Source organism: Pseudomonas palleroniana, from assembly GCF_003031675.1.
Lineage (GTDB): Bacteria > Pseudomonadota > Gammaproteobacteria > Pseudomonadales > Pseudomonadaceae > Aquipseudomonas > Aquipseudomonas palleroniana.
On record NZ_PYWX01000011.1, the window covers coordinates 257,752 to 280,716 of the forward strand.

18 protein-coding genes are annotated in these 22,965 nt (G+C 62.5%); 8 read left to right on the forward strand and 10 right to left on the reverse strand.

All coding sequences use genetic code 11. From position 1 onward, the window contains the following. Nucleotides 1–22 precede the first annotated feature (22 nt). From C9383_RS04125 to pmrG, 3 genes are all read right to left on the reverse strand, one after another. Complete coding sequence (locus C9383_RS04125) at nucleotides 23–1,552, reverse strand: ArnT family glycosyltransferase (protein ID WP_090369960.1); 1,530 nt, start codon at nucleotides 1,550–1,552, stop codon at nucleotides 23–25. Between the two features lie 26 nt (nucleotides 1,553–1,578). Then, nucleotides 1,579–3,234: a lipid IV(A) 4-amino-4-deoxy-L-arabinosyltransferase gene (gene arnT, locus C9383_RS04130; RefSeq protein ID WP_090369963.1), complete on the reverse strand. Its 1,656-nt coding sequence runs from the start codon at nucleotides 3,232–3,234 to the stop codon at nucleotides 1,579–1,581. A 190-nt stretch (nucleotides 3,235–3,424) separates the two neighbouring features. After that, the gene (gene pmrG, locus C9383_RS04135; RefSeq protein ID WP_413037835.1) at nucleotides 3,425–4,105 is read right to left on the reverse strand and encodes a lipopolysaccharide core heptose(II)-phosphate phosphatase PmrG; all 681 of its coding nucleotides are present in this window, start codon (nucleotides 4,103–4,105) and stop codon (nucleotides 3,425–3,427) included. A 276-nt stretch (nucleotides 4,106–4,381) separates the two neighbouring features. On the opposite strand from pmrG, the gene C9383_RS04140 reads away from it, so the two are divergent. The 4 genes from C9383_RS04140 to C9383_RS04155 all read left to right on the forward strand — a co-directional run bounded on the left by C9383_RS04140 (nucleotide 4,382) and on the right by C9383_RS04155 (nucleotide 10,163). Further along, complete coding sequence (locus C9383_RS04140) at nucleotides 4,382–5,050, forward strand: ABC transporter ATP-binding protein (RefSeq protein WP_060756833.1); 669 nt, start codon at nucleotides 4,382–4,384, stop codon at nucleotides 5,048–5,050. A gap of 1 nt (nucleotide 5,051) precedes the next feature. Continuing rightward, nucleotides 5,052–7,514 carry an ABC transporter permease gene (locus tag C9383_RS04145; protein ID WP_090369967.1) on the forward strand — a complete coding sequence of 821 codons (2,463 nt, stop codon included), beginning with the start codon at nucleotides 5,052–5,054 and terminating at the stop codon, nucleotides 7,512–7,514. Next, nucleotides 7,504–8,568: a lipocalin-like domain-containing protein gene (locus C9383_RS04150; protein ID WP_090369970.1), complete on the forward strand. Its 1,065-nt coding sequence runs from the start codon at nucleotides 7,504–7,506 to the stop codon at nucleotides 8,566–8,568. The genes C9383_RS04145 and C9383_RS04150 overlap by 11 nt, the downstream gene beginning before the upstream one ends. A gap of 152 nt (nucleotides 8,569–8,720) precedes the next feature. Further along, nucleotides 8,721–10,163 (forward strand): hypothetical protein, encoded by a 1,443-nt coding sequence (locus tag C9383_RS04155; RefSeq protein WP_090369972.1) that lies wholly within the window; start codon nucleotides 8,721–8,723, stop codon nucleotides 10,161–10,163. 51 nt (nucleotides 10,164–10,214) lie between these two features. Here the strand turns inward: C9383_RS04155 and C9383_RS04160 are convergent, their stop codons facing one another. The 7 genes from C9383_RS04160 to C9383_RS04190 form a co-directional block, all read right to left on the reverse strand. Beyond that, on the reverse strand, nucleotides 10,215–11,315 hold the full coding sequence (locus tag C9383_RS04160; RefSeq protein WP_090369974.1) for an SMP-30/gluconolactonase/LRE family protein: 1,101 nt from the start codon (nucleotides 11,313–11,315) through the stop codon (nucleotides 10,215–10,217). Then, nucleotides 11,312–11,989 (reverse strand): sterol desaturase family protein, encoded by a 678-nt coding sequence (locus C9383_RS04165; protein WP_090369976.1) that lies wholly within the window; start codon nucleotides 11,987–11,989, stop codon nucleotides 11,312–11,314. Before C9383_RS04165 ends, C9383_RS04160 begins: the two co-directional genes overlap by 4 nt. Nucleotides 11,990–12,090: 101 nt before the next feature. After that, nucleotides 12,091–12,954, reverse strand: a complete 864-nt coding sequence (locus C9383_RS04170) for a LysR family transcriptional regulator (protein WP_090369978.1) — start codon at nucleotides 12,952–12,954, stop codon at nucleotides 12,091–12,093. 72 nt (nucleotides 12,955–13,026) lie between these two features. Next, the gene (locus C9383_RS04175) at nucleotides 13,027–13,782 is read right to left on the reverse strand and encodes an alpha/beta fold hydrolase (RefSeq protein WP_090369980.1); all 756 of its coding nucleotides are present in this window, start codon (nucleotides 13,780–13,782) and stop codon (nucleotides 13,027–13,029) included. 104 nt (nucleotides 13,783–13,886) lie between these two features. Next, nucleotides 13,887–15,293 (reverse strand): efflux transporter outer membrane subunit, encoded by a 1,407-nt coding sequence (locus C9383_RS04180; protein ID WP_174554036.1) that lies wholly within the window; start codon nucleotides 15,291–15,293, stop codon nucleotides 13,887–13,889. Then, a complete protein-coding gene (locus C9383_RS04185; RefSeq protein ID WP_090369982.1) occupies nucleotides 15,286–17,256 on the reverse strand; it encodes a MacB family efflux pump subunit in 1,971 nt (656 codons plus the stop codon). The genes C9383_RS04180 and C9383_RS04185 overlap by 8 nt, the downstream gene beginning before the upstream one ends. A gap of 1 nt (nucleotide 17,257) precedes the next feature. Then, complete coding sequence (locus C9383_RS04190) at nucleotides 17,258–18,430, reverse strand: efflux RND transporter periplasmic adaptor subunit (protein ID WP_090369985.1); 1,173 nt, start codon at nucleotides 18,428–18,430, stop codon at nucleotides 17,258–17,260. Nucleotides 18,431–18,683: 253 nt separating this feature from the next. Here C9383_RS04190 and C9383_RS04195 point away from each other — a divergent pair, with 253 nt between their 5' ends. From C9383_RS04195 to C9383_RS04210, 4 genes are all read left to right on the forward strand, one after another. Continuing rightward, nucleotides 18,684–19,166, forward strand: a complete 483-nt coding sequence (locus C9383_RS04195) for a sigma-70 family RNA polymerase sigma factor (protein WP_090369987.1) — start codon at nucleotides 18,684–18,686, stop codon at nucleotides 19,164–19,166. Nucleotides 19,167–19,284: 118 nt separating this feature from the next. Further along, the gene (locus C9383_RS04200) at nucleotides 19,285–20,622 is read left to right on the forward strand and encodes a lysine N(6)-hydroxylase/L-ornithine N(5)-oxygenase family protein (protein ID WP_090369989.1); all 1,338 of its coding nucleotides are present in this window, start codon (nucleotides 19,285–19,287) and stop codon (nucleotides 20,620–20,622) included. A 100-nt stretch (nucleotides 20,623–20,722) separates the two neighbouring features. Further along, a complete protein-coding gene (locus C9383_RS04205) occupies nucleotides 20,723–21,943 on the forward strand; it encodes a putative DNA modification/repair radical SAM protein (RefSeq protein WP_060756820.1) in 1,221 nt (406 codons plus the stop codon). Further along, a complete protein-coding gene (locus tag C9383_RS04210; RefSeq protein ID WP_060756819.1) occupies nucleotides 21,940–22,764 on the forward strand; it encodes a TIGR03915 family putative DNA repair protein in 825 nt (274 codons plus the stop codon). Before C9383_RS04205 ends, C9383_RS04210 begins: the two co-directional genes overlap by 4 nt. Nucleotides 22,765–22,965: the final 201 nt, after the last annotated feature.

Genomic DNA, 22,965 nt, shown 5'->3' on the forward strand with positions numbered 1-22,965 from the left:
TCATGGCAATCACCATGACGTGCTACTGAGGCGCAGGAACAAACGCCACACTGCCCCCCGAACGCTTCTGAAACAGCCGTTCGCCATTGTCCGGCTGGGTGGTGATGACCTGATGGTCCGCCCCCAAAAACGCCAGCGGCGTCGGGTCTTCCTTGGAATACTGGGCGACGATGATTGTGCGTTGCGGATCGAAGTCCTGGCCGCTGGTTTTTTTCAGCCAGGCCATGAACGCGGCACTGTCGCCCTGGCGCGGGAAGTCCTGGGTTTCGCTGACGTAGTAGAAGGGTTTGGCGCCGTTTTGCCTGCCGTTCTGCAAGTACATCGGCAGTTTGTTGTCCACTTCTACCAGCACCATCTGCCATTGGTTCCACGGCGCGGTTTTGACGGCCTCGGCTTGCACGTCTTCGGCGAAACGGGTTACGCCGCCGTTGCCGGTGGTCCAGGGGTAGATCACACCCAGTACCAACAGCAGCAAGCCTGCGGTGAAGCCGAAACCTTTTTGCCAGCGCGGCCAACGGGCCAGCTTTTTCTCCAGGCGCTCGCTCAACCACCAGGCGGCCAGCAACTGCGCAAACGGCACCAGCGGCAGCACGTAATAACTGCGGCGGCTGCCGCTGGCGGTGAAGAATACGAACAGCAGGCCCAGGCCCCACACCAGCCAGCGCACATTGGCTGGCGTCTGGCGCCAGTTGCGCACGGCCAGCCACAGGCCCAGCACCCAGCAAGGTGCCCAGGGCAGGGTGTAGACCGGCAGGTAGATCAGGTAGGTGTAGATCGGTCCCATATGGTCGAAGGGGTCGAAGAAGCGCACCACGTTTTCGCGAAACACCAGCTCCAGGCCGCTGGCGCCGTAGGTCGGTGCGCCGTAGAGGTGGGACAGTACAAACGGAATGGCGTAGAACGCTGCGGCGATGACGATGGCTGCCACCAGGCGCAGGTTGAGGTGGCGCTTGTAGCGGTGCTCACTGAGCAGGTGCGGCAACAGCACCAGGCCCGGCAGCACAAAACCGATCAAGCCTTTGAACAGCGAGGTTGCCGCCAGCAGCAGGAAGAACACGGTATAGCGTCCCAGGCGAGTGTCATCCGGCCCGCGCCAGTACCACCACACTGCCGCCAGCACGCCGCACACCGTCAGCACATCCGCCGTGGCCACGCGGGCCCAGAACAGGAAGTAGAACGTGGTCGCGAGCATCCAGCCGGCAATCAGCCCGGTGCCTTTGCGGAACAGGCGTTCACCGATCAGGTACACCAGCCAGATGCTCAACCAGGCCGAGATGACTGACGACAGGCGCAACGACCAAGGGCCCAGGCCCCCCATCAAGTTGGCAAAGCCGGTGATCAGCCAATAGGAGGGCAGGGGTTTGTCGTAATACGGCATGCCCTTGAGGTAGGGGTCGAAGTAATCGCCACTTTGCAGCATCTGCAAGGCGATGTTGGCCCAGCGGGTTTCCGGCCCCCACAGATCGCGTGCGCCCAATCCCAGCAGCAGGAGCAGGGCGGAAACGCTCAGCAGCAGCACCAGCGCGCCACGTTCGGTTTTCCAGAAATTCATCGGTTATTCCTGTGGCAGGCGCTGCATCAAGGTTGTTGTGGGTAAACGATCAGCAGCAGGTCGCCCTTGCGATAGCGTTTGCCACCGGGTGGCAATTGCCCTTCCTCGAGATGTTCACTGGTGTTCTTGACCCGCATCAGTACGCCGACCGAGCCTTGTTTACGTGCATCGGCCAACCAGCCCTGGACACTGGCCAGGTCGACCTTGCGGTGCACTGAATCGTCATAGCGCAGGCCGTAGCGCAACTCGCCTTCGGTGTCATAAATCATCACTTGCGGACGACGCAGGCGCCACGACAACGCCGACGCAGAGCCCAATTCGTTGCTCAGCAAAGCATGGGTTTGTTGCAATTCATCCAGATGCTCCGCCACGAACTGGTCGGGCATTTCGTTATCCGTGATCATCGCCGGCATGCCCGCCGGCAACAGCGCCACCAGCAAGCCAATGCCCAGGGCCGGCATCGCCCACAAGGTCAGCGGGCGCACCACTTGCAGCAGGTTGGCCAGAATCCAGCCCAGCAGCACGATGAAGGTCAGGGACAGGCTGAACATCTCGGCATGGCTGTTGCCGTACACCGGGTTGCTGACTTGCAGGTAGATCAGCGCCACCATCGCCGTCAGGCCGATCAGGGCGTTGACCACGCCATTGACCAGGATCGAACGTGTCTTGCCTTGCTTGACCAGGTCGATCAAGGCGTGGCCCATCAACAGGGCCAGGGGCAGCAGGCACGGCATGATGTAGGTCGGCAGCTTGCCCTTGCTCAGGCTGAAAAAGGCTAGCGGCAGCAACATCCACAAGGCGAGGAAGGCAATCGCCGGCTGGCCTTTTTCCTTCCAGGTCTTGAGCAGCGTGGCCGGCAACAGCGCCGACCAAGGCAGGCACGCCACTACCATGATCGGCAGGAAGAACCAGATCGGGCGCGCATGCTGGGCGTTGTCGGCGGCGAAGCGGCGGATGTGCTCGTGCCAGAAGAAGAAGCGCCAGAAGTCAGGTTCCTGTACATGAACGGCCAATACCCAAGGCAAGCACACCAACGCGGCGACCAGCACCGCCAACGGGCCATAGCGCAACAGCTCGCCTACACGGCGCTGCCACACCAGGTATGGCACGGCGATCAGGACCGGCAACAGCCACGCCAGGAAACCCTTGGTCAGGAAGCCCATGCCACAGGCGACGCCCAGCAATGCCCAGGCACCGAGCCGCCCGTGAGTAGTGCGGCTGTCCAGGGCAAACCACAGGGCAACCAGGCTCAGGTTGACCCAGAACGTGAATTGGGGATCGAGGTTGGAGTAGCCCGCCTGGCCGGCCACCAGGCCAAAGCTCATGTAGAGCAGGGCGCAGGCGAAGCTCTTGCGTGGGTCATTCCACAGGCGGCGGGCGATCAAATAGGCCAGCAACACACTCAGGCCCGTGGTGAGCACCGAGGCGATGCGTACACCAAACAGGTTTTCGCCAAACACGGCCTGGCCGATGGCGATCAGCCAATAACCGCCGGCCGGTTTTTCGAAATAACGCAACCCCATGAAGTGCGGCGATACCCAGTTGCCGCTCATGAGCATTTCCTGGCTCACCTGGCCGTAGCGGGTCTCGTCCGGAATCCACAGGCCGTGAAAACCCAGCGGCAACAAAAAGAAAATGGCGAAGCCGAGCAAAAACAGCGGCAGAGGTTTCAACCGGGTCATGAACACGTCGCTCCTTGACGTTTAATGGAGGGCCACGAGTGTAATGAATTCATAGAACAAAGCATCACAATGTTCACTAAGCGGTGGGAAAAAGTCATAACGTCCTTAACTAACGGGCGCGATTAAACATGCCAGAAGAGGGCTGTCGTTTGGCTGAACACAACAGGTGCGAATATGTAAAAAAGTGTGTTTAAAGTTGTTTCAGAGCCGCCGCCCATTCTTCGGTTTTCATCGAACCCACCGCCTTGAGCTTGCCGTTTGGCAAGACCTGTACAAACAGTGCGCTGCCATACTCGGCCGCATCGGCATGGGGGTAACCCAGCTCTGTCTGGAGATCGCTGATGCAGCCACTGTGGGTAACCACTACCAAGTTGCGGCCAGGCTCTTTATGAGGGAGCAACTCTTCGCCCATGGCTTTACCGCAGATGGCCGAAGGGGACGATAACAATGTGGCCTTGCCGAACATGAATTGTGCGGTCTGTGCGGTGCGCGTCGCGGGGCTGGCGAGCACATCGGTATTTTCCATGCCCAGGGTATTGAAGGCTTTGCCCAGGTTGGTCGCTTGTTGGGTGCCGTTGATCGTCAGGCCTTCGGCCGGTCCGAAACACGGGTTGCTGGAGCGATCGCAGCGTTCTTCATGGCGTACCAGTACGATCAGGTCGCCGTTGCGCCAACTGGCCAGGACCCCGGAGGTCACCAGGCGGTTGCCGACGCCAAGGTCAACAGGGGTTGTAGGCCAGAACAGGAAGCCGGCCAGCAGCAGGCCGATAACGGCGACACAGGCCAATGACAATCGAGCTTTTTTCCAGCGCTTTAACATTGCCCCATTGGATTGGGATTTGCTCAGGGTTACGTCAGCCACGCTGTTCACCATCGTCACTATTATTGTGTTGTAAAAAACAGGCGCAACTAATCGGCGGGGGCCCGTAATGGAGCAAAAGCCTGTCACAGGGCTGCTGTCTTTTAGCTGAACACGTAGATGTTAAGAAGGGTCGATGGCAGCAACTAACAAGTTGCCGGCAGTTGACGCTTGGTGGGCAATTTAGAGAGGTGAGGGTGGGCAAGCAGTGAAATCCATGTGAAAAATTTGCGTGAGGCATGCAGGCAGCCGTTATTCTCGTTTGGAATCCTTCAAACGAGCGTTCTTATGTTGCAGGTGCAAGGTGTTCGCAAAAACTACGCCACGCCCCAAGGACCGCTGACGGTACTGGCCGGGGTGGACCTATGCCTGACTGAGCGTAGCAGCCTGGCGTTGATGGGCGAGTCGGGAAGTGGAAAAAGTACCTTGCTGCACCTGATAGCCGGCCTGGATCGCGTCGACGCGGGCAGTATTGAGGTCGGTGGATTGCGCCTGGAGCAACTCAGTGAAGGGCAACTGGCCCAGTGGCGTCGAACCGAAATCGGCCTGGTGTTCCAGCAATTCAACTTGATCGGCAGTTTGCGCGTGGAGGACAACCTGGCGTTCCAGGCGCGTCTGGCTGGGCGTTTTGATCCGCATTGGCAGGCGCAGTTGGTAGAGCGCCTGGGCCTGGGCGATTTGCTCAAGCGTTACCCCGAACAATTGTCCGGCGGCCAGCAACAACGGGTCGCGGTGGGACGCGCGCTGGCCTCTCGACCAGGCTTGCTGCTGGCCGATGAGCCGACCGGCAATCTGGATGAAGCCACCAGCGATGAGGTGCTGCAATTACTCCTGGACCTGCTGCGTGACAGCTCCACCAGCCTGTTGATGGTCACCCACAGCCCACGCATCGCTGCACGGCTCGAGCACCAGGTGGTGTTGCATCGCGGCCGCGTCGTGCCCGCGGACGCCCGTTGAGATGGCCGTGTTTTATTGGGCGTTGCGCGCACTGCTGAGCCATTGGCGGCGTCATCCCGTGCAGTTCTTCAGTGTGTTGACCGGCTTGTGGCTGGCCACTGCGTTACTGACTGGGGTGCAGGCGCTTAACAGCCAGGCGCGGGACAGCTATGCACGCGCCAGCCAACTGATCGGCGGCGAACCCCAGGCCAGTTTGAGCGCGTTGGACGGCGGCGGTTTTGCGCAGGCGCTGTTCGCCGAACTGCGCCGTGCCGGCTGGCCGGTTTCGCCGGTGGTGCAGGGGCGCGTGGTGCTCAAGGGGCATGAAAGCCAGCGCCTGCAGTTGATGGGCATTGAACCGTTGTCGTTGCCCGGCAGTGGTAGCGTGGCCGGGCAACACTTGAGCCAGGCGCAAATGCTCGCGTTCTTCGAGCCGCCGGGGCGCACCTGGATTGCCGCGCAAACCTTGCAGGCGCTCGGCTTGCACGAGGGCGCGCAGCCGCTGACGGCAGACGGGCAAGCGCTGCCGCCGTTACAGGTGCAGCCGGACATGGCCCCCGGCATGCTGCTGACCGATATCGGGTTTGCCCAACCGTTGCTGGCGATGCCCGGGCGACTCTCGCGTTTGCTGTTGGACAAGACCTTCGCCGCAACCCATCTCACGCCCCCGGTCCCATTGCAGCTCAAGCAAGGTGAAGACAACAACCTCGCACGCCTGACCGAGAGCTTTCACCTGAACCTCGACGCACTGGGTTTTTTGTCGTTTGTCGTGGGCTTGTTTATCGTCCACGCCGCCATCGGCCTGGCCCTGGAACAGCGCCGTGGCCTGCTGCGGACCTTGCGCGCCTGTGGGGTCAGCGCACGGATGTTACTCGTCAGCCTCGGTGTGGAACTTGGCGTGCTGTCGTTATTCGGCGGTGTGCTGGGCGTTGCCAGCGGGTATCTGCTGGCCAGCCTGTTGCTGCCGGATGTGGCCGCCAGCTTGCGTGGGTTGTATGGCGCCGAAGTGGCAGGGCAACTGAGCCTGAGCCCGGCCTGGTGGTTGAGCGGGTTGGGCTTGAGCCTGATGGGGGCCTTGCTCGCGGGGGCCGGCAGCCTGTGGCGGGCGGCGCGCTTGCCACTGTTGGCATTGGCCAATGCCCAGGCCTGGCATGAGGCCCATGGGCGCTGGCTGCGACGCCAGGGTTGGGTCGCGGCGGCGACGCTGCTGATCGCACTGCTGGCGCTGTGGTTGGGTGACAGCCTGGCCGCCGGCTTTGTGCTGATGGCGGCCTTGCTGCTGGGCGCCGCGCTGGGGTTGCCGGTGCTGCTCAATGGGGTGCTGAAGGCCGTGCTGGGGCGCAGCCGTTCCGTGCTCGGCCAGTGGTTTCTCGCCGATTGTCGCCAGCAACTGCCGGCCTTGAGCCTGGCACTGATGGCATTGCTGTTGGCCCTGGCGGCGAACATCGGCGCGGGTTCCATGACCTCGGGGTTTCGCCATACCTTCAACAACTGGCTGGAACAACGCCTGACCGCCGAGCTGTACATCAACCCGCAAACCCCGGCCCAGGCTTCGCAACTGGGCACCTGGTTGGCGCAACAGACACTGGTACAGACGGTGCTGCCCACCTGGCAGGTCGCGGTGCAATTGCAAGGCTGGCCGGCGGATGTGTTCGGCGTGGTCGATGACCCGACCTATCGCCAGCACTGGCCGTTGCTGGAGGCGGTGAGCGCACCCTGGGACCACTTGCACCAGGACGACAGCCTGATGCTCAGCGAACAATTGGCGCGGCGCCTGCACGTGCAGTTGGGCGACGCCGTTGATATCCCCACGCCGCAGGGTCTGTGGTCACCCAAAGTGGTAGGGATCTACGCCGACTACGGCAACCCCAAGGGCCATGTGCTGGTCAACGCACAGCACCTGTTGGCGCATTGGCCGACGCTGTCGCCTGCACGCTTCAACCTGCGTGTGGCACCGCATAACGTGACGCCGCTGGCGCAGGCGGTGCAGCGCGAATTTGGCCTCGACGACAGCCGCATCGTCGACCAACAGCAACTCAAGGGCTGGTCCAGCCAGGTCTTCGAACGCACCTTCGCGGCGACCGCCGCGCTGAACAGCCTCACCCTGGGGGTGGCCGGCGTGGCGCTGTTCATCAGCCTGCTGACCCAGAGCCAAAGCCGCCTGGGCCAGCTTGCACCGTTGTGGGCGCTGGGGGTGACACGCAGGCAACTGATGTTGCTCAACCTGGGCCAGACCTGGTTGCTGGCGGTACTCACGTTGATCCTGGCATTGCCCTTGGGGCTGCTGCTGGCGTGGTGCCTGGATGCAGTGATCAACGTGCAGGCGTTCGGCTGGCGCCTGCCGTTGCAGGTGTTCCCGGGGCAGCTCGCGCAGTTGCTCGGGCTGGCGCTGTTCGCGACCTTGCTGGCGTCGGCCTGGCCTCTGTGGCAGTTGTATCGCAGCCGCCCGGCGGACTTATTGAGGACCTTTGCCGATGAAGATTAAAGCGTGGGTTTGGGCGGCGTTGCTCCTGTTGAGTGCGTGCGATAAAGCCCCCGCGCCCGAAGAAAGTTTCGCCGGCCTGGGTAGCGATGCGGCGGATTTTGCCCAAGTGGTGCCCGGCAAAGTCTTCAGCTTTCCCGAGGACCACGGCCCCCACCCGGGCTTTCGCATCGAGTGGTGGTACGTCACCGCCAACCTCAAGGACGCGCAAGGCAATGTGTTCGGCGTGCAATGGACGCTGTTTCGCAACGCCCTGAAAGCAGGCCCCACCGAGCCGGGCTGGCACGACTCGACGATCTGGCTCGGCCACGCCGCCGTCACCTCCGCCACCCGGCATTACGCCGCCGAACGTTTCGCCCGCGGCGGCGTCGGCCAGGCGGGCGCCCAGGCCGTGCCGTTCAGCGCCTGGATCGACGACTGGAGCTTCGCCACCCGCCCTGGCGTGGCGAGCCCGCTGGCAGAGATGCAGCTCCAGGCCGGTGGTGCGCAATTCGCCTACGACCTGCACCTGACCAGCCAACGCCCGCTGGTGCTGCAAGGCGACAACGGCTACAGCCGCAAATCCGACCAGGGCCAAGCCTCTTACTACTACAGCCAACCGTTTTTCATGGCTGACGGCCGTGTCACCCTCGACGGCAAAACCTACCAGGTCAGTGGCCCCGCCTGGCTTGATCGCGAATGGAGCAGCCAGCCCCTGGCCCCCAGCCAGACCGGCTGGGATTGGTTCTCCCTGCACCTGGACCGAGGCGAACAGCTGATGGTGTTCCGCGTTCGACAAACAGACGGCGCGGGCTACCTGACCGGCACCTGGATCGATTCACAGGGCCGCACCCAGACCTTGCACAACGCCGATATCCAACTCACCCCGCTGAACACCACCCACATCGACGGGCGCCGGATTCCCACACGCTGGTCGCTGAAAATCCCCGGCAAACAGCTGGGTATCACCCTTGAAGCAGTCAACCCCAAGGCATGGATGAACCTGAGTATTCCGTACTGGGAAGGGCCGGTGAAGTTTGAGGGTGGGGTGGGGTACCTGGAGATGACCGGGTATTGAGTGAAGTCTCCTGCAAGATCGAAGGAAAGCCTCCTACGTTGTATTTAGAAAAATACTGTACATCCATACAGCTTTATCCTACAGTCCATCCCAGGTGACAGGACGTCACCCGTCACCTGAGCTTCAATTTTTTAACTACGGATGGATAAAAAATGAAATCGAAAAAAAGCCTGATCCTGGGCGCGGCCATGATGGCTGCCTGCTTCACCTCGGCCTCTGCCCTGGCCGACGTAACCCTTCCTAAACTGACCCCTGGTACGGTCAACCAAGCTGTGGTTGACGCGCTCAAACCTGGCGGCAAGATCGAGGCGGTACCGGTCTCGGCCGAGCTTCGGCAAAAACTGCTGGACGCGATGAAGGGCAAGGCCAAGGCGGTGACCAAGAACGCCAAAGCCGCACCGTTCAACACCGCCGTCGGCGAGTTGAAAAAGCCGAGCCAGGCTCAGCTGAAAAGCGCGGCCGTTGCCGATTTTGTACCGCTGTTTCCGACCCTGGACATCAACACCCTCTACACCATTGACCAAGTGCAGACGGGCCAGGATTTCACCTACCACTTCAACCTGCCGCAAAACGCGCGGGCGGTGGTGCAGTTGATCGACCAGAGCGCCGGTGCCGATATGTCGCTGAGCCTGTTCGTGGATGACGGCCAGGGCAACCCGCAGTTGGTGGCAACGTCCGACAACCCAGGCAGCGCCGATGAATACCTGACCGGCATCCTGCCGGCCGGTGATTACTACTGGTTCATGCTGGCCAAGACCGCCAACAACGCGCAGTTCAGTTTCGGTGTGGCGGTGGACACCAATATCGACGCCTTCGAACCCAACGACACCGCGCAAACTGCGTTTGTGTTGCCGGACTCGATGAACAAGGTCAGTGGCAACCTCGACAACGCCAGCGATGTCGATTATTTCGACTTCAAGGCCGTGCGTGGCCAGAGCGTGAGCATGTACCTGGCGGGCGATGAGAGCGGCAGCCGCAACCAGTGGATCTTCGACCGCTTCGACGGGGTGAATTGGGTGCCTGTACCGGCCGGTTCCACCTCTACCTACCCGAGCGTTGCGCCCGGCACCACGGTCAAGGTGCGGGTACGTGCCAACCCGGCCGTGGCGCAGGACCCGAGCAAGTATTACCAACTGAGCCTGGGTTCCACGCCCCGTCTGGATACGCACGACGTGAAGGGTGACAACATCGTGCGGGTGCCGGTGAGTGAGATGCCGCTGGCCACGCAAACCGCTCGCGTGCTGAACTGGTCGACCAAATGGTCGGACTCCACCGGTGCGCCGCTGCTCGGTGTCACCCCGGTGCTGCGCGTGGATAACCACTTCATCGACTTGAACTACCGCTGGGTCGACTACACCGCGACCACCAACAGCGCCGGCGTGTCCCAGGCTTCGGCCAACATCGGCACTTGCTTCGGTGATTACAGCACCGTGATCAACGACAGCAGCACCGGCGTTCCGTACAAGTGGGCGACCACCTATAACCAGGGTGGCTGGCGCATCGAGCTGGCCGAGTTCCCCGGTGTGGGCGTGGGCGGGAACAATGTGCAATACGTGAGCCTGGGGCATATCTGCACCCAGACCATTATTCACTGATCCAACGGCGTCAATCAGAGGGGGCAGCCTTGGCGGGCTGCCCCTTTTTTGTCATTCGGCGTTGAGTGCCAATTTCAGGGGCAGGCGCGCCAGGCTCGTGTTCGTCAACGAACCCAGGTACAACCAGTTGCCATATTCACGCGCGGTGGTGATGGGCGAATAGTTGCCCGCACTGCCATCCTGCAGGTTGGCGATCACCTTGCCCTCGGTATCCAGCCCCAGCACAAAGGCTTTGCGCTCGACGGGCTTGGGCACCACCATCAGGGCACGCACCATCACTTTACGCAGTGAGGGATAGCCGGCGAAGGCATCCAGCAAAGGGTTGCGCGGTGAATACAGGGCAACCCAGAAGCGCTCGTGGCCGTTGAAGCTGAGGTTGTCCGGCAGGCCGGGGAGGTTGTCGATAAACAGGTCGTGGCTGCCGCTGCGTTCGCCCTTGAGCCAATAGCGGCTGATGCGGTAGGCACCGGTCTCATTGACCAGCACGTAATTTTCATCCGGGCCCAACGCCACGCCGTTGGCGAACTGCAAGTGATCGAGCAGCACTTCGGTGGTGCCGTGGCTGAAGTCATAACGCAGCAGGCGCCCGTCAGCGCCGTGCTCAATCACCGCTTCGCCATCCTGGCCGTAACCCCAGCGGCTCGACGCGTCGCTGAAGTAGGCATAACGTCCTTCGGCATCCACGACCACGTCATCGGTAAAACCCAATGGCACGCCGTTGGCGCTGGTGCTCAAGGTCGTGAGTTGGCGGGCGCCATCCAGGGCGAGCAGGCCCTTGATGCCATCGGCAATGATCAAGCGCCCATCCGGATGCAGCGCCATGCCCAGCGGTCGCCCACCGGTATTGGCCAGTACTTCCAGGGTCTGGCTGTCGGGCGCGGTACGAATGATCCTCCCGTCATGCAAGCCACTGATCAGCAAACCCTGGGCATCCAGCACCAAAGCCTCGGGCCCGGGTATGTTTTGTGCGCCGACTTTCTGGACATGCTTCAGCCGCTGGTTTTCGGCATACACCCCGTCTTTCAATGAAGGCGCCTTGGGCGGCGTCCAGTTGACCGGCTGGACTTTGGTCGGCATCAGCAGCAGAAAAGCGATCACCGCCAGAACCAGTACGAACAGCAGATGACGCAGTTTTTTGGGACGGGTACTCATGACGATTCCTGGTTGTCGTGGGGGGCCGGCTCCCAATGCAGGGTGCCGAACAGGTAGTCCATCAGCGGTAGCACGATGTTGAAATTACGCCCCTGCATCAATTCGCGGCGATGATGCAGGGCATGCAGCCGGTGCATCTGGCGCACCCATGGCAGGCGTGCGATGGGATGGGCAACGGGCAGGTGCTCGCAGGCGTGAAACACTTCGTAAAGTAAATACCCAAGGATCATGCAGGCGGCAAACAGCCCGGCGACGTTGGGGTTCAGTGGTTGAAGCAACCACCAGGCGGGGAGAGTGATGACCAGGCTGTGCAGCACGATCAGCCAGGCCGGGAACAGGATCACGCGCCAGTCCCTGGGGCTGCTGTAGGTCATGAAGCCGGGGGTGAAGAAACTGTGGTGATCGCCCGTATGGCGTGCGTAGAACAGCCGGGCGAAGGCGTGCTTGTGATGGCCCAGGTGACGGTGGACAAGGTAGATGCAGAGGTTGAAGAACACCAGCGTCAGCGGGACGGTCAGCCATTCAAGCGGGCTGATACGCTCAAGGGAGGCCCCGGCCAGGATGATGCAGAAAATGCCGTAGCCCAACACGAAACCGGCGTGCAGCCAGGGGTGGTAATGGCGGCTGACTCCGGCACGGTAGCGGGCGCGGAAGGCTTCGGTGGGATGGGCCATGGTGGGCAGCTCGGTGTTTTTTGTTGGAACGTCAGCTTAGTTGGTGCTCGAAATTGTGCGAGTTTTTGCAGGCGAAGTGATCTGAGTGTGCGAGGGGTGATTCACATCAGTGGGTCCCAGCGCTGCGACCAGTCACTTTCGACCTTGACCACCCCGCGCAACAGTTCCAGCGCCTGTTGCAACACCGCCGAGTCCCGCGCCCGTGAATACACCAGGTAAGTCGGGAAACTGAACTCCGGCGCCTTGGGCACGCGTTGCATCACGCCGCTGTCCAGGTAGCTCTGCACGACGCGGGTGCGGAAGTAGCCGGCGCCGCCATTTTCCAGGATGTATTGCAGCGCCAGTGGCCCGAGGTTGAAGCTCAAGGCGGCACGCGCCTTGTCGGGCAGAGCGGCGTCGTGCTGCTGACGAAAGCCCGGGCCCCAGTCGATATACACGTATGGCGCAGGCTTGCTCACCAGTTGCACCAGGATCAGTTTCTCTTCCAGCACCTGCTCCACCTGCAAACCCGGCCAGTACTGCGGCTGGAATACCAGGGCGGCATCCAGCACGCCCAATTCCAATTGACGCAGCAGGTAGTCGCCTTCGCGTACTTCGGTACGCAGCGCGTACCCCGGAATCTGTTCGCGCAGCACCCGCGCCCAGCCGAGCATCAACGGGGTGCACAGGCTGACCTCGCCACCGATATGCAGCACGTTGCGATAGCCGTCGGGCAACGGCAGGTCGCGCCGCGCCGCTTCCCAGGTTTGCAGCAACTGGTTGGCGTAAACCACAAACGCCTCGCCATCAGCGGTCAACCGCGCACCGGCGCGATTGCGCACGAACAGCGTGCTGCCCAACTGGCTCTCCAGGCTTTTGACCCGGGCGGTAATGGCGGTCTGGGTAACGTGCAACTTCTCGGCTGCGGCGGCCAGGCTGCCGCAGCGGGCGATTTCGAGGAAGGTGCGTGCCAGTTCGATGTCCATGAAGGCTCCCGGGAAAGAATGGGGGGCATTGTAGAACTGATCAGTGGCAGGTCAACGCACGCTGTCGTGGGGTTACTCCCAATGGCCAGTGTCGAGGCAACGCGCCGAAGGCGGCGGGTGCTTGCCATAAACCAGAAAATCCCCCAGCCAACGGGCCACACACCCATCGCTGCCGGATCGGGCCGTCTCCTTGAGCAGCAACTGCTCGACACCCGCAACGCCCGGTTCTCCCGGCCGGGTGTTGACCAGCACCATGCGTGCAACGCGCTCGGGAAACAGCGCGCCGTAACGATTGCCGAGCCGGGTGCCCTGGGCGTTGCCCAGATAATGCAGTTGGGCCTCGCCCAATTGTTCGCGCACATACTCCAGGTCTCGCGCGGCCTGTTCGATTGCGTTCGGGGCGTTGAGCTCACGCAGGCTCAATTCGATCACATCATAGCGGTCGACCAGTGTGCGATAGGCCGGGGTGGCATAAGACTCCCAGCGGCTGGCCAACTGCTGGGCAAACGTGGTGCGCTTGGCGGTTTGCGGCTCGCTGGCCTGGATGAAGACCACGCCTTCACGGTTGAGCGGTTGCCGCGCACCGACGCGGGTGAGGTTCAGGCGCACACGGCCACGTGCGGGGGCGGCGTGGTCGCGCGGGACGCTCACCTGGCCGCATTGGGTGCGTTCAAGCACCTCGGGATCCAGTCGTTCAAAAGCCGGGAGGGGGCAGTCCAGCAGCCAGTCAATCGCGGTGGGCGCGATCAGCGGTTGCGCATGGGGCACCGCTGCCATCAGCCACAAGCACGCCCCCGCCAGGCTGGTTACAAGAACACTGGGTTTCATCGAGAGGTCCCGGGCAGCCATGTGATGGCGGCTTTTTTACCAAGGACCTGGGGTCATAAAATGTAGGCGGAGAAAACGGTTTGTGTAAGAAACAGGAGTTTCGTTTATCGGATATCTGTACTCCATCCGCCACCCAATGCTTTGTACAAGGCAATGCTGGCTTGCACGCGCGACAGCCGCAGTTGCACGTTCAAGTCCTGGGCGGCGTACAGCGTGCGTTGGGTTTCCAGAACCGTCAGCAGGTCTTCCGCGCCGGCCTGGTAGCGGCTTTGCGAGATCTGGAAGGCCGTCTGGGCCTGTTGCAGTTCTTCGGCTTGCCACTCGCGCTGCTGGTCCAGGCGCGTGATGCTGCTGAGGGCTTTTTCCACATCGGCAAAGCCGTTGATGATCGCGCCTCGGTAAGCCTGCAGCAGCTCATCCTGGCGCGCGCGGGCTTTGTCGCGTTCGGCGGTCAGACGGCCATGGTTGAAAATCGGTGCGACCAGCCCGGAGGTCAGGTTGTAGAACGGGCTGCGCAGAATCTCTTCTGCCTTGGACGAGCCCGAGCCCAGGGTCGCGCCCAGGGTCACGGTGGGCAGCATCGCCGCGCGGGCCACCGTGATGTCGGCACTGGCCGCCGCCAGTTGCGCTTCCGCCTGGGCGAGATCGGGACGGCGGCTCAATAGCTGGCTGGGCACCCCGGCGCCGATGGCCGGCCAAGTCAGGCTTTGGAACGCTTCGCTGCCCAGGTCCAGGGTTTGCACCGGCTGGCCGAGCAGCGCGGCGAGGGTAATCCGGGATTCCTCGGCCAGTTGTTGGATCAACGGCAACTGCCGCTGCTGGCTGGCCACCAGGCTTTTCTGCTGGGCCAGTTCCAGGGCGGTGGCGGCGCCTGAGTCAAAGCGGGTTTGCACCAGGTTCAGCACGTTGCGCGCATTCGCCAGGTTCAGCTCGGCGATCTGCAGGCGTTGGCGTGCGGCCAGGGTTTGCGCGTAGCGGTCGGCCACATTGCTGAGCAGCGTCAGTTCCACGGTGGCCTGGTCGAACTCACTGGCGCGCAGGGTGTACAGCGCACTGTCCCGGGCGGCGGCGCGGCCACCCCAGAAGTCCAGCTCATAACTGGCGGTGAGGTTGGCGCCGAAATTGTCCACGGTGTTGTTGTTTTCGGTAGCATCCAGCGACGAGTTACCGCTGCCGTGCAGCAGTTTTTCACGGCTGGCGCTCAGGTTGAATTTAACTTCAGGCAACAACGGCGCCCCGGCTATTACGGCACTGGCCTGGGCCTGGCGCACCCGTGCCATGGCGGCGGCCACGTCGAAACTGTCACGGCGCGCCTGATCGATCAGCCGGTTGAGTGACACGCTGCCAAACTGCGTCCACCAACGCTGGTTGCTTGCTTGCGCGGCCTCACGTTCCGCGTACTGCCAGGCAGTCGGCGGCGCGATGCCGTTGTCCACAGCCGGCGGGTTGCCGGCGCAGGCGCTGAGCGCCAGGCACAGGCTGAGCACGGATAGCGGGAAGGGTTTATTCACTGGTCAACGCCTTAACCGGATCGAGCCGGGCTGCTTTACGGGCCGGCATAAAGCCGAATACGACACCGGTGACCAGCGCACAGCCAAACGCACCCGCCACCGCCACCAGGGAAAACTGCACCGCCACCTGCGCCAGCACCAACACGCCGCCCACCAGCAGCGCCAGGCCGATACCGCACAGGCCGCCGACCACCGAGAGCATCACCGCCTCGGTGAGGAACTGGCGCAGGATGTCGCGCTGGCGTGCACCGGTCGCCATGCGGATACCGATTTCACGGGTGCGTTCGCGCACGGTCATCAACATGATGTTCATCACGCCGATGCCACCCACCAGCAACGAAATGGCGGCAATCGAGCCCAGCATCAGCGACAGGGTGTTCTGCGTGCGGGCTTCGGCCTGGATCATGGCGGCGTTGTTGGTCAGGTGATAGTCGGGCTTGCCGTGGTGCAGCCGCTTGAGCAATTGGTCAATGGCCTGCTCGGCGTCGTGCACCCGGCTGGCGTCGGCGGCGGCGATCACCACGTATTCCGGGTTGTAGCTGCCAAACAGGCGGATGCTGGCGGCGGAGTAGGGGATGGCGATGCGGTCGTCACTGTCTTTGTTGCCGGAACTGGAGCCCTTCTCCTGAAGTACGCCCACCACCTGGAATGGCACGTTTTCGATCAGGATGTATTGGCCGATGGGGTTGATCAAACCTTTGAACAACTTGTCGCGCACGCGGGCGCCGATCACCGCCACCGTGGCGGCGTTGCGTTCATCGGCTTCGGTGAAGTAGCTGCCTTCCACGACCGGCCAGTTGAAAATGCCCGGGAATTGCGTGTCGTTGCCGCCCACATAGGCCATGTAGTCAATATTGCCGAAGCGCACGCCGGCTTCGGCGCCGTTGACCGGCATGATGCGCTTGACCTGCGGCAGCGTGGCCAGCGCCGCCACGTCCTGCGGGGTAATGATGCCCAGCGGTGTACGCGGGTTCGGCGACGAACCACTGACATACAAAATGTTCGAGCCGAACGCGCCCATTTGCGCCATCACCTGGCGTTTGCTGCCTTCGCCCACCGCCAGCATCACCACCACCGAGGCGACGCCGATAATGATCCCCAGCAAGGTCAGGGCCGTGCGAAATCGGTTGATCCACATCACCCGCCACGCCGCCCGTACGGCGTCGAGCAGCTCGGCCTTCCAGGCGCCGTTGTGTTCGGCGCCGTCGGCCAGGCGCTGACGCAGGTCCACCGCTTGCAGGGCGCCGGCCGTAAGAGTGGGGGCGGGGCTGTCGGCCTCGGCCGAGTCACTGATGATCAGGCCGTCGCGGATCTCGATGATACGGTTGGCGCGTGCGGCCACATCACGGTCGTGGGTGATCAGGATCACCACGTGGCCCTGGCTCGCGAGCTCGTCCAGCAGGTTCATCACCTCGGCGCCGCTGTGGCTGTCGAGGGCGCCGGTGGGCTCGTCGGCGAGGATGATATGCCCGCCATTCATCAGTGCCCGGGCAATCGACACGCGTTGCTGCTGGCCACCGGAAAGCTGGTGCGGACGGTTGCCGGTGCGCTCGGCCAGGCCCAGGCGAGTGAGCAGGGCATGGGCCCGCGCATGGCGTTCATCGGCACTGATACCGGCGTAGATCGCCGGCATCTCGACGTTTTCCTGGGCGGAGCCCGACGGGATCAGGTGATAACCCTGAAACACAAACCCGAACGCCTCTCGGCGCAGCCAGGCCAAGGCGTCGCTGTCCAGGTGCGCGACATTTTCCCCGGCGAACAGGTACTCGCCTTCGGTGGGTCGGTCGAGGCAACCGAGGATATTCATCAACGTGGATTTGCCGGAACCGGACGCACCGACGATGGCGACGAACTCCCCGGCATGAATCGACAGGTCGATGCCGCGCAGCACGTCGACTTGCGGGCTGTCACCGCCGCCGTAGGATTTGCGGATGTGCTTGAGTTCGATCAGGGGCGTGCTCAACTCAGCCCCCGTTGCCGTCGGCCGGGCCGATCAACAGGTGCTCGCCTTCGCGCAAGCCGTCCAGCACCTCGACACGCAGGCGGTCGCTGATGCCCAGGCGGACTTCGCGGTCCTCGATAGCGCCGTTTTTCGCCACGACCCGGGCGATCTGCCGGTCGGCACTGGCGGTGCCTTGCAGGGCGGCAACGGGCACGGTCAGCGCATCCTTGACTTGGCCGGCGACGAAAAATACCTGGGCGGTCATCTCGGCCATCAGCGCGTTGTCGGCGTTGTCCACATCCAAAAGCACCGTATACAGCACCACACGGCCACTCCCGCTTTTGCTCGTGCTGCTGGGGCTGCCACCGCCCTGGTTGGTCTCATTGAGGGGCTTGGGCGGGATCGGCAGGATCTGGCGCACGGTACTGGTCCAGCGTCGATTACCGCCGCTCAGTGTGGTGAAGTAGGCCGTCATGCCGGGCTTGACGTGGCCGATGTCGGCTTCTGAAACCTCAGCCCACACCGTCATCGGCGACAGCTTGGCGATCCGCAGGATCAAGGGTGTTTGCTGCTGGGCATTGAGCGTCTGGCCGACGCGTGCGTCCACGGCGACCACGGTGCCATCCATCGGCGCGAAGATCCGCGTGTAACCCAACTCGGCTTCGTCGCTGCGCAGGCTGGCCTGGGCCTGGCGAATCTGTGCCTGGAACATCTCGACCCGCGCCTGGGTGGCACTCAGTTCGGCCTGGGCGGTTTGCACATCTTCCTCACGGGTGGCGTTGCCGGCGGCCAGGCGTTGCTGACGCTGGTACTTCTGGCGTGCCAGGGCATGCTGGGCTGTTTGTTCCTGCAACTGGGCCTTGAGGTTTTCGATGGCGTAGCGGCTGGCATCGAGCTTGGCTTTTTGCGTGGACGGGTCGATCTCCACCAGCAGTTGGCCGGCCTTGACCTGATCACCGGCTTCTACGTGGATCTTCTGGATCTGCCCGGAAGCCTGGGCGCCAACGTCGACATAGCGCCGGGGTTGCAAGGTGCCGAGGGCGGTGACGCTGTTTTCGATACTGCCGCGGGTGACGGTGACGGTCGCGTAAGTGTCGCGGCCCGGGGGAAGGGCCTGCCAGGCTGCGGCCGCGATGATGGGAATCAGGCACGCTGCGATAAGCAGGGCGCGTCGGGCAGGTCGAGGGCGTTTCATGCTTGTGTTCCAGCCAGTCAAGATCGGGGCGCAGTCGCGCAGAGCTGACAGTTAAACGAGGAAATTGGCCGGAGATTTAGCCGGTTACACAAGCAGTTACAGGTTCGGTGAAGAAAAAAAATGACCGTTGAGGCGAGAGCTGTTTAAAAGTAGATGAGAATTACTATAAATTGCACGCTCTCAAACTGCTATCACTGAACAGTCGCACTTGCCGGTGCGCGCACCTAATGCCGCCACGGGTCTGTCGGGAGTCATGTTGGAAAACTACTATCGCGAGCTGGTGTGTTTCCTCAACGCCAAGCTGGGCAACCGCCAGGTGGCCGAGGATGTGGTGCATGACGCGTATGTCCGGGTGTTGGAACGCTCCAGTGACACGCCGATCGAGCAGCCACGCGCGTTTCTGTACCGCACGGCACTGAACCTGGTGATCGACGGCCATCGACGCAATGCCCTGCGTCAGGCCGAACCCCTGGAGGTGCTGGACAGCGAAGAGCGTTTCGCCACGGACTCGCCGCACATCAGTCACGACCGCGGGCAGCGCCTGGAAATGCTCGAGCGTGCCCTGGCCGAATTGCCGGCCGCCTGCCGCGACAGCTTCCTGCTGCGCAAACTCGACGGCTTGTCTCACCTGCAAATCGCCGAGCGCCTGAACATTTCCCGCGCCCTGGTAGAAAAGCACATCGTCAATGCCATGAAGCATTGCCGGGTGCGAATGCGCGAGTGGGAAGCACACTGATCGCTGATCAGTTAAATTTTATTTCACTGTCCTCGTTTCCTATCAACACACGACCTGATGTGCGGGTCGCGAAGGTATTCCCGCCCCACCGCCAGGGGCTTATCCAGAGGACACTGGAATGACACAGGCAATTGCTTCGGCTGCGGTTCACGACCTGATCGGTATCGGTTTCGGCCCTTCGAACCTGGCGCTGGCCATCGCCCTGCAGGAACGCGAAAAGGCCCAGGGCAAACTGGACGTGCTGTTTCTCGACAAACAGGCCGACTATCGCTGGCACGGTAATACCCTGGTCACCCAGAGTGAGTTGCAGATCTCTTTCCTCAAAGACCTGGTGACCTTGCGCAACCCCACCAGCCCTTACTCTTTCGTCAATTACTTGAAAGCCCACGACCGTTTGGTGGATTTCATCAATCTGGGCACCTTCTATCCGTGCCGCATGGAGTACAACGACTACCTGCGCTGGGTCGCCGGGCAGTTCCAGGCCCAGGCGCGCTACGGCGAAGAAGTGCTGGCGATCGAGCCGATCCTGCATCAGCAGCAGGTTGAAGCGCTGCGTGTGATTTCCCGCGATGCGGTGGGCGAGCAGCATGTACGCACCACCCGCAACGTGGTGGTCAGCCCTGGTGGCACCGCGCGCGTGCCCGAAGCGTTCAAGGGCCTCAAGGATGATGGCCGTGTGTTCCACCACTCTCAGTACCTGGAGCGCATGGCCACCCAGCCCTGTGTCGAAGGCAAGGCGATGCGTGTTGCGATCATCGGCGGTGGTCAGAGTGCGGCCGAGGCGTTTATCGACTTGAACGACAGCTTCCCGTCGGTGCAGGTCGACATGATCCTGCGCGGTTCGGCACTCAAGCCCGCCGATGACAGCCCGTTCGTCAACGAAGTGTTTTCGCCGGCCTTTACCGACCTGGTGTTCCAGCAAGTCGGTGCCGAACGCGAGCGGCTGGTTGCCGAGTACCAGAACACCAACTACTCGGTGGTGGACCTGGACCTGATCGAGCGTATCTACGGCATCTTCTACCGCCAGAAAGTCTCCGGCATCGCCCGCCAGGCGTTCCGCCCCCTGACCGTGGTGGAGAAAGCCAGCGCCAGCGCGCTGGGCATTGAACTGATCCTGCGCGACAACGCCAGCGGCGTAACCAGCGTCAACCACTACGACGCGGTCATCCTCGCCACGGGGTATGAGCGCCAGCAACACCGCGAACTGTTGGCGCCGTTGCAGGCCTATATGGGCGACTTCGAAGTGGCCCGCGATTACCGCATCATCACCGATGAACGTTGCAAGGCGGGCGTCTACATCCAGGGCTTCAGCCAGGCCAGCCATGGCTTGAGCGATACCTTGCTGTCGGTACTGCCGATTCGCGCGGACGAAATTGCGAGCTCGTTGTTCGAGCATGACCGCCATCGTGGCACAGGACGTTCGGTGCAGGATCTGCTCCTCGCCACCGCGAGCTGATCGTCTGCCGTAGGGGCGAGCACGCTCGCTCCTACAGACGGTACTGGCAACGCCGTCCGGCTCCTGATACTGTACAAAAAACCAGTATCGGTAGCCCTCCATGCAGTTGATCGAAAAACTCAGCATCCTCGCCGACGCCGCCAAGTACGACGCTTCCTGCGCCAGCAGTGGCGCGCCCAAGCGCAGTTCCGAGGGCAAGGCCGGGCTGGGTTCCACCGACGGCATGGGCATCTGCCACAGCTATACCCCGGATGGTCGCTGCGTGTCGTTGCTCAAGGTGTTGCTGACCAACTTCTGCCTCTACGACTGCCAGTACTGCGTCAACCGCCGCTCCAGCGACGTGCCCCGCGCACGCTTCAGCCCGGAGGAGGTGGTCACCCTGACCCTGGACTTCTACCGGCGCAATTGCGTCAGCGGGCTGTTTCTCAGTTCCGGCATCATCCGTTCGGCCGACTACACCATGGAACAGTTGGTGCGCGTGGCCAAGCTGCTGCGCGAAGAGCATGACTTTCGCGGCTATATCCACCTCAAGACCATTCCCGAAGCCGACCCGGCGCTGATCGCCGAAGCGGGGCGCTACGCGGATCGCCTGAGCGTGAATATCGAATTGCCCACCGATGCCAGCCTGCAAACCCTGGCACCGGAGAAACAGATCGGCTCGATCAAGCAGGCGATGCGCACCATCTACACCGGCGAGCAGACCGTCCTCAACGAACCCCGGGCGCCGCGTTTTGCCCCGGCCGGGCAGAGCACGCAGATGATCGTCGGCGCCGATGACACTGACGACAGCACCATCCTGCATGGCGCCGAGGCGTTGTATGGCAACTTCAAGCTGCGCCGCGTTTATTACTCGGCGTTCAGCCCCATTCCCAACAGCCCGAAAAGCGTGCCCCTGGCCGCACCCCCGCTGATGCGCGAGCACCGCTTGTACCAGGCCGACTTCCTGTTGCGCAGCTACGGTTTCAGCGCCAACGAGCTGTTTGAAGGCCCAGGCCACCTGGCGTTGGATATCGACCCCAAGCTGGCCTGGGCCCTGGACAACCGCGAAGTGTTTCCCTTGGACCTGAACCGCGCCGAACCCACGTTGATCGCCCGCATCCCCGGCATTGGCTTGCGTACCACCCAACGCCTGGTGGACTTGCGGCGTGAACGCAAGATCCGTTTCGAAGACCTGGCGCGCATGCGGTGCGTGCTGGCCAAGGCCAAGCCGTTCTTCATCACCAGTGACTATCACCCGCAACAGGCCGACAGCAGCAGTGTGCTGCTGCGCGAGCAGTTGCGCGACCGTCCGCAGCCGCAACAAATGGGGTTATGGGGTTGATCAGCCTGGAATGCGACAACCTGTTCAGCACCTGGCGCGAACAGGCGCGCTGGTTGCTCAGCCATCAGGTCGACCCGAGCCAGGTGAGCTGGGGTGAGGCAGAGGTGGCGGACCTGTTTGCCACCGATGAGCCGATCCCTGCCGGGCTGGGGCCGTTCCAGGCGCGCATTCCCAAGGCATTGCTGGTGTTGCTGGAGTCGGCGGCCCGTTACCACGGCGACCAGCGCTGGAGCCTGCTGTACGAAGTGCTATGGCGGGTCAGCCATGGCGACCGTACGGCGATGCTGGCGGGGGACAAGTTGGGCAGCGAGTTGCAGCGGCGGATCAAGCAGGTGAGCCGTGAAGCCCATCACCTGCATGCCTTTGTACGGTTCATTGCACTGCCGGCCGAGGCGGGGCCGCAGTTGCCGGAGTACGTCGCCTGGCATGAGCCGGCCCATGACATTCTCGAGAGTGCCAGCCAGCATTTTATCGGACGCATGGGGCGCCATCGCTGGATGATCGCCACGCCTCTGGACGGGGTGTACTACGACGGCGAGCAGTTGATTCATCAACGCGAATGCCCCGAGGCGTGGCGGCAACTGGCGCAGACTGTCGAAGACCCGCACAGCGACATGTGGCTGACCTACTACAGCCATATCTTCAACCCGGCGCGCTTGAACCCCAAAGTCATGGAAGGGCACTTGCCGAGTCGGTTCTGGAAGAATCTGCCGGAGGGCAAATTGATACCGGGCCTGATCAGCGAAGCGCGAACGGGCAAACAGAAGGACGGACAGGCCGCGCCGATCAGCACCCGCCCCGGCAAACGCATTGCCTTGTAGTGAGCGGGCTTGCCCCGCGCTGGGTGGCGCAGCCGCCCCAAATCCGCACACCTGGGTATTGCTGAAACACCACGGCGTCCTTGTTGGGGCGGCTTCGCCCCCCAGCGCGGGACAGGCCCTAATGCCAGTCAGTTAAGCGATAGAACGGACGATGAATAACTTGTGGGAGGGGGCTTGCTCCCGATGAGGGTGTGCCAGTCA